This is a genomic window from Sphaerobacter sp., assembly GCF_019683595.1.
Classification (GTDB): Bacteria; Chloroflexota; Chloroflexia; order Thermomicrobiales; family Thermomicrobiaceae; genus Sphaerobacter.
Genome location: NZ_JADGHZ010000171.1, coordinates 1 through 7,111 on the forward strand (window position 1 = coordinate 1; position 7,111 = coordinate 7,111).

Sequence of the window (7,111 nt, forward strand, 5' to 3'; positions counted from 1 at the left end):
TGCGTCAAACGTCCCCCTCACCCCCGGCCCCTCTCCCACCAGGGGAGAGGGGAGTGTGACGCATGACGTATGACGCATGACGCCTTACTCCTCCTCCGGCAGGTGGCGCGTCAGGAGGGCGACCTGGAGCAGGAGGCGGTCGCGGGGATTGCCGAGGTCGCGGCGGGTCAACTCGGCGATGCGCTGCAGGCGGTAGGAGAGGGTGTTGCGATGAATCCCCAGGTGCTCGGCGGCCTCGGCGAGCGCGCCGCCATGTGACAGGTACACCTCCAGCGTCTCGATGAGCCCGCTGTGCCGGCGGCGGTCGTATTCCTCCAGCGGGCCGAGCACGGCGTCGCGAAACGCGGCCACGGCCGGGTTGCCCCAGAGCGGATAGAGCAGGCTGAACAGGCCCAGGTCGTCCACCGACCCGGCGCGGGCGACCGGGAGCGGGACGGCGCCTGCCCGCTGCAGCCCGAGGGTAAAGCGCGCCTCGCGCAGGCCCTCCGGTGCCTGGAGGATGGTCGGGACCGGACGGCTGAGGGCGACGATGATGCCGTTCGCCCCTTCTCGCCGCAGCGTGGGGCGCAGGGCGCTCGCCGCGCGGGAGGGGTCGCTGCCCTGCACGAGGAAGCCGATGCCGCCCGGCACCGGTGCCAGGTTGTCCCCCACGGCCGGGCCGAGCGCCTGGGCCACGAGGTGCCGTGCCGCGGCGGGGCGATCCGGCGCGTCGATCAGGCCGACGATCACCGGCGCGGTGGTGTCGATGCCGAGCATCTGGGCGCGGGCCAGGGCCGCGGCGTCGGAGGCCAGGCGGCCGAGGAGGAGGTCGGCCACCAGGCGCTGGCGTCCCCCGCCGAGCCCGGCGGTGCGCCCCTGGCCGAGCAGGATCGAGCAGGTGGCCGCCGTCTGCGCCAGCACCAGCCGATCGCTCTCGTTCAAGGTGCCGGCCGGCCCGACCAGCGAGAGGTAGCCGCTGGGCGTCCCGGCCGTCAGGGGGAGGATCAGCCGCTCGGTGCCGTCCGGGCCGTGGCAGAGGAGGGGGCTGGTCGCCCCGTTGGCGGCGTTCAGCTCCGCGGCCGTGGCGGGCGGGACGATCGTGCCGCCGCCCCAGCCGACGACGTTCCCCTCGCGGTCCTGCAGCACGAGCGGGCGCCCGGCCAGCTCGGCCGCGACCCCGAGCAGTGCCTCCACGCCGCGCGGATCCATCGCAGCCTGCGACAGGCGCCGGGAGAGCTCGTTGCCGAGCCGGTAGAGCTCGGCCCGCCGCTCGGTGATCAGGCGGTTGAGCATTCCCTCGGCGTCGTGCGGGAACGGGGCCGGGAGAGTCAGGATCGGTAGCACCGGGTGGGGTTCCTCGGCGAAGGACGGCTCACTCAGCACTGCCGCCACCCGGTTGCGGGCCAGTTCGGTGCTGAGATCCTCCCAGCTCAGCGCCTCGTCCGCCTCGATCTGTGCCAGCACCCGCGGTGAGAGCACCACCAGCTCGTCGCCCCGCAGGGGCGGCAGCAGCGGCGGGGTGGTGCGAACCGAAACGGCCCAGGAGACTGCGCGCTCCAGGGCCTGCTCGCGGTCCACCCCGACCGGCGGGACGAAGCCGAGTCGCCGGTCCCACCGGCAGAGGTCGCGCAGCGTGATGTCCGCGATCGGCTTCATCCCCGGAACCATCTCGTCCGTGGCACGGATGGAACTCCCTGTCATCCGCGAAGTATACCGCGTGGCCCGCTGTGTCCCAATGGCCGGCGCTGCGATTGGCTGGTACGATCAGCCCACCAAATGGCTGTTTGCCGGCCCAATTGGCCGTGGTAGGGTAGATTGGACGCATCCAATTGGAGGGTGGGATGATCGTCGAATTGGACCGCTCGCGCGAGCTGCCGCTCTACCTCCAGATCAGCCGCCAGATCCGCGACCAGATCCGCTCCGGCGAGCTTCCACCCGGCACGCGCCTCCCGCCCGAGCGGCGGCTGGCGGCCATGCTCGGGGTGAACCGGACGACCGTGGTCAACGCCTACCGGGAACTGGCGGCCGAGGGGCTGATCGTCGGCCACGTGGGGCGCGGCACGATCGTCGCCGGGGCAGCCGGCGACGGGGCAGGATCGGGCGAGCCGCGGGGTATCCCCTGGGGGCAGCTCTTCACCGAGGCGACCGAGGTGATGAACGACCCGCTGCTGCGGGACACCATGCTCGTCTCGGCTCGCGCCGATGTCATCTCGCTCGCGACCGGCATCCCGTCGCCGGAGCTCTACCCGATCGACGCCATCCGGGCGCTGCTCGACGAAGCGCTGCACACAGCGGGGCAGGAGCTGCTGCAGCACTGCCCGACTGAGGGCTATCCGCCGCTACGGGCGGCGCTGGCGGATTGGATGGCCGGCGACGGCCCGCCGCTGGAGCCGGACCAGGTGCTGGTCGTGGCCGGGTCGCAGCAGGGGCTCTACCTGCTGGCGCGCGCGCTGCTGGAGCCGGGTGACCTCGTCGCGGTCGAGTCGCCCACCTACCTCGGGGCCATCCAGGTCTTCCGGGCCGCCGGGGCGCGGCTGCTTCCCATCCCGGTGGACGCGGACGGCATGCGGGTCGGGCTGCTGGAGGACCTGATCGCGCGGCGGCGGCCGAAGCTGATCTACACCCTCCCGACGTTCCAGAACCCGACCGGGGCGACGATGAGCCTGGAGCGGCGCCACCGGCTGCTGGCGCTGGCTGCGCGCGAGCAGGTGCCGGTGGTGGAGGACGATCCCTACGGCGCGTTGCGCTACGATGGGCGGCCGATCCCGCCGCTCCGCGCGCTCGACTCCCACGGCTCGGTGATCTACCTGAGCACGCTGTCGAAGGTGCTGTTCCCCGGCTTCCGCATTGGCTGGATCGCCGCGCCGCGCCCGCTGATCGAGCGGCTGGCGCTCATGAAGCAGATCGTGGATCTCGATACCAACCCGCTGGCGCAGTGGGCGGTGTGGGCGTTCCTCGACCGCGGGCTGCTGGCCGAGCACGTCGAGCGGCTGCGGCAGGCCTACCCCCGGCGGCGCGATGCCATGCTGGCCGCAATCGAGCGCCACTGCGCCGGGATGCTGACCTGTGAGCGCCCGGCCGGCGGGCTCTACATCTGGGGCCGGCTGGCCGACGGGCTGCGGGCGCGCGACCTGCTGCCGGAGGCGGCTCGGCGTGGCGTCGCGATCGCGCCGGGGAGCAGCTTCCACCCCGACGGCGAGGGGGAGAACACGCTGCGGCTCAACTTCACCCTGCCCCGGGAAGAGGAGATCGACCTGGCGATCGCGCGGCTGGGGGAGGCGATTGCCGCCCTGCGCGGCAGTCGTGGCACCGGCGCCGAGCGCCGCGACGCCGCCCGCGCGACGCCGATAGTGTGACGTGATGCGTCATACGTCATGCGTCCTACTCCCCTCTCCCCTGGTGGGAGAGGGGCCGGGGTGAGGGGGACGCATGACGCATCACGTATGAGAAAGGAGCATCCATGATGGTCGACCGAGCAGGCTGGCAGGCGAAAGTCGAGGCGGCGCGGGCGTTCGTCGGCGGCGTGATCATGGATGTCGTGACACCGGAGCAGGCGCGCATTGCCGAGGCGGCGGGCGCCCGGGCCGTCATGGCGCTCGAACGGGTCCCGGCGGACATCCGACGCGAGGGCGGGGTGGCCCGCATGAGCGACCCGGACCTGATCCTGGCGATCAAGGAGGCCGTCAGCATCCCGGTGATGGCCAAGGCTCGCATCGGCCACATCGCCGAGGCGCAGATCCTGGAAGCGCTCGGCATCGACTTCATCGACGAGAGCGAGGTGCTGACCCCGGCCGACGATCGCTTCCACATCGACAAGCACGCCTTCTCGACCCCCTTCGTCTGCGGCGCACGCAACCTGGGCGAGGCACTGCGCCGGATCGCCGAGGGTGCCGCGATGATCCGGAGCAAAGGGGAGGCCGGAACGGGCAACATCATCGAGGCGGTGCGCCACCTGCGCGACATCACCGACGACATCCGGCGGCTCCAGGGGCTGCCGCAGGAGGAGTTGGTGAGCGTGGCACGCGACCTCGGGGCGCCCTACGATCTGGTGCTCCAGGTCCACCAGACGGGGCGGTTGCCGGTGCCTCTCCTCTGTGCCGGCGGCGTGGCAACGCCCGCCGATGCCGCGCTGGTGATGCAGCTCGGCGCCGAGGGGGTCTTCGTCGGCTCCGGCATCTTCAAGTCGGAGAACCCGGAGCGGCGCGCCCGGGCGATCGTCGAAGCGACGGCTCACTACCGCGACCCGCAGGTGTTGCTTGAGGTCAGCCGCGGGCTGGGCGAGCCCATGCGCGGCCTGGACCTGGGCGAGATCCCGGAGGAGCAGTTGCTCGCCGGGCGGGGAGCGTGACACCACGTGCGGTTGAACCGCACATTCTCATGACCTGTCATCCTGAGCGGGGCCGGCCGCCGCGGGGCGGCGGGCGGCGGAGCGAAGGATCTCAGGTCGGATGTGCCTCGCCCCGGGGAGATCCTTCGACTCCGCCGGTCCCGGCTGGACGCCGGTCCCGGCTCCGCTCAGGATGACAATGCCTCAAACGTCAACCTGGAGCTGGATGCGTATTGCGTATTCCGTCTTGCGTGTTGGAGACACGGGCGCGAGTGACCCACCGACACGGAACACGGAATACGCGATACGCCGTACGCAGGGGCTCAGCACCTGCTACGCGGCGTCCAAGAAGTAGCGGAGCACTTCGCGGGTCACGAGGTCCGGTGCGGTGACCACGGCGTCGTGTGGTTGCCCGGGCAGGACCACGATCCGGCTGTGCGGCAGCCAGTGGTGCAACGCCTGCGTCGCGGCGGTGTAGATCGGGAGTGTCTCGCCCCCAAGCAGGAAGAGGATCGGCGTGCTCACCGACCTGAAGCGGGCGGGGTCAGCGGTGTAGTCCCTGACGGCCAGGATCTCGCGCGGGATCGTGGGTGCCGCCGCGACCCGTGCCTGCCAGTTGGGCTGCGACCGCAGCAAGCGCACTTCGTCGGCCGGTGTCTGGCCGACCTCGTAGAGCAGGAGCAGCGAACGCTCCGCCTCGCCCGCGCGGAGGAGGGCGTCGTACCGGTCGAGCGTGTCTTCCGGGTAAGAGATGTCCGTCGAGGTGTACATGGGCGGCTCGTTCAAGGCCAGCTTGTGGATCCGCGGTGTCAGGAGGGTGGCTTCTAGGGCGCACAGCGCGCCGTACGAGTGCCCGAGGACATCCACGGTCCCGGGGATCGCGTCGACCAGAGCGGCGACATCCTGAAACTCATGCTCCGCCGCGTAGGGTAGGGCGTCGCCACTCTGCCCACGCCCCCGCCGATCCATCGCATACACGGTGAAATGGCGCGCAAGCGCTGGAACGAGCGGGTCCCAGTACGTGTGATCGATGCCCGTGCCATGCACCAGTACGAGTGCAGGTCCCGAACCGGTGCGCTCATACGCGATGGCGGTGCCGTCTCTCGACGTAACGTGCTGCACGGTTCCGTCCTCATCGCGCGCGAATGGCCTGCCGGGGACACACTCAGCGAAACACGCACGGGTGGCCGCGGGGAGTGGCGGTCCGTGGCCCGTGCCCGAATCGCGCCCCGGTGATGCCGATGCCCTCAGGCGCGTCCTCTGGCGCGCCGGATCGGCGCGATGATGAGGAGGGCGGCGACGACGCCCATGGCAATGCCACCGGCCAGGAGACCGACGGCGATCCATACCAGCGACGGCTGGGTGGCGGCGGATTCCGCACTGCCGCTCATCGCGGGTGACCCGTCGGCGTTCATGACGACGAGAACCTGATCGCCGCGCTGCTCCTGTGCGTCGAACTCCAGCGTCTGGGTGCCCGTGCCCGTGGACTGGACGGTCCAGGGGACGGCCCCGGCCGGCGGCGCGGTCGGCTCATGCCCGTCGTGCTGGGTGTAGCTGACCTGGTAGCCGGGCTCGCCGTGGGCGGTGACGTACCGGACGTCGCTCAGATAGCCCTCCACATCGCCCTGTGGAGCCATGCCCACGAACACCGGGGCCGTGGCATCCTGGGGGGTGACGCGGATGCGCACCTTGTCCACGTTGTCGAGCACGTAGGTCTGAGTGCCCCAATCAGCAGGCTCCGTGACCACCGCGTAGCTGTCCGTCTCGTAGGTGGCGTGGCCCAGATCCAGCCACCCGCCGTTGCTGGTCGCGGTGCCGAGCAACAGCCCGCCGCCCACGATCAGTCCGAGCGCGCCCAGAGCGAGCACGCCCCCTGCCACCAGCGACACGATGCGGCCCGGCGTCCATCCGCCACGTGCCCGGCCGGCGTTGGCTGGTCTGTCAGGGTTTCGGCTGCGTGCTTCCTCCATTGGCTGTCCTCCAGGTGACCTCGTGCCGCGCCTGATGCGCGGAGCCGCGGGGCACCGTCAATTCGGGGAGTGGCTCCGTCCCCGGCACGCGCGGCCCCGTTCAGTGTCGCAAGCAGCCAGGCGGCTGAGATCAATCAAAGGGTGTATTCGAGGGGGTAGTGGGGGGTGAACTGGACGCCAAGGCGGCGCCACGCCTCGGGATGGGCACCGGGACTGGTCGGAGTGGTCCCGGCTCACACGAGCCCCAGTTCTCTCCCTCGGGCGACCGCCTGGGTCCGGCTCGTCACCGCGAGCTTGGCGTACACATGGTTGATGTGCTTCTTGACGGTGCTGACGGCCAGGAAGAGTTCGTTCGCAATCGCTTGATTGGAGTACCCGGCCGCCACCAGCCGCAGGACTTCCAACTCGCGGTCGCTTAACGGCTCGGGAAGCGGCTGCTCCGTAGCCGCGCTCTCGTCGAACGCCTTCAGGAGCTGGAGCGCGTAGGAGGCGTGCCGGTCGTGAACCACCGCGCTGCGGAGCAACTCGGCGATGGGCGCCCCTTCGTCCAGAAAGGTCCGGACGAACCCTTCCGGTTCGGCGAGTTCGAGCGCCTCTGCCAGGGCCGATAACCCCTCGTCGTCCCGATGCTGGGCCGCGAAGGCCAGGGCTTGTAGCGTCAGCATCTCGATCAGACTGCCGTACCGCCCGTCCGATCGGGCTGCCGTGAGGAGTCCGTGCAGCAGCGTCTCGGCGGCGCCGGGGTCACCTTGGGCGATCAGCAATCGGGCAATGGTGAGATCCTCAGCTTCGTGGAGGTAGGTGATCGGGTGATCCCCGCGGGCGCGGTGCGTGA

6 protein-coding genes are annotated in these 7,111 nt (G+C 70.8%); 2 read left to right on the top strand and 4 right to left on the bottom strand.

From position 1 onward, the window contains the following. Nucleotides 1-84: 84 nt before the first annotated feature. Nucleotides 85-1,635, bottom strand: coding sequence for a helix-turn-helix domain-containing protein (locus IRZ30_RS14170; RefSeq protein WP_294086099.1), 1,551 nt, complete (start codon nucleotides 1,633-1,635; stop codon nucleotides 85-87). A 185-nt stretch (nucleotides 1,636-1,820) separates the two neighbouring features. On the opposite strand from IRZ30_RS14170, the gene IRZ30_RS14175 reads away from it, so the two are divergent. Both IRZ30_RS14175 and pdxS read left to right on the top strand, forming a co-directional pair. Then, nucleotides 1,821-3,335, top strand: coding sequence for a PLP-dependent aminotransferase family protein (locus IRZ30_RS14175; RefSeq protein WP_294086100.1), 1,515 nt, complete (start codon nucleotides 1,821-1,823; stop codon nucleotides 3,333-3,335). 107 nt (nucleotides 3,336-3,442) lie between these two features. Continuing rightward, nucleotides 3,443-4,327 carry a pyridoxal 5'-phosphate synthase lyase subunit PdxS gene (gene pdxS / locus IRZ30_RS14180; RefSeq protein ID WP_294086101.1) on the top strand — a complete coding sequence of 295 codons (885 nt, stop codon included), beginning with the start codon at nucleotides 3,443-3,445 and terminating at the stop codon, nucleotides 4,325-4,327. A 312-nt stretch (nucleotides 4,328-4,639) separates the two neighbouring features. Here pdxS and IRZ30_RS14185 read toward each other — a convergent pair whose 3' ends face one another. The 3 genes from IRZ30_RS14185 to IRZ30_RS14195 form a co-directional block, all read right to left on the bottom strand. Beyond that, a complete protein-coding gene (locus IRZ30_RS14185) occupies nucleotides 4,640-5,428 on the bottom strand; it encodes an alpha/beta hydrolase (protein WP_294086102.1) in 789 nt (262 codons plus the stop codon). Nucleotides 5,429-5,553: 125 nt separating this feature from the next. Next, the gene (locus IRZ30_RS14190) at nucleotides 5,554-6,276 is read right to left on the bottom strand and encodes a hypothetical protein (protein WP_294086103.1); all 723 of its coding nucleotides are present in this window, start codon (nucleotides 6,274-6,276) and stop codon (nucleotides 5,554-5,556) included. A 233-nt stretch (nucleotides 6,277-6,509) separates the two neighbouring features. After that, a partial coding sequence (locus tag IRZ30_RS14195; RefSeq protein WP_294086104.1) for a LuxR C-terminal-related transcriptional regulator occupies nucleotides 6,510-7,111 on the bottom strand: 602 nt, incomplete at its 5' end.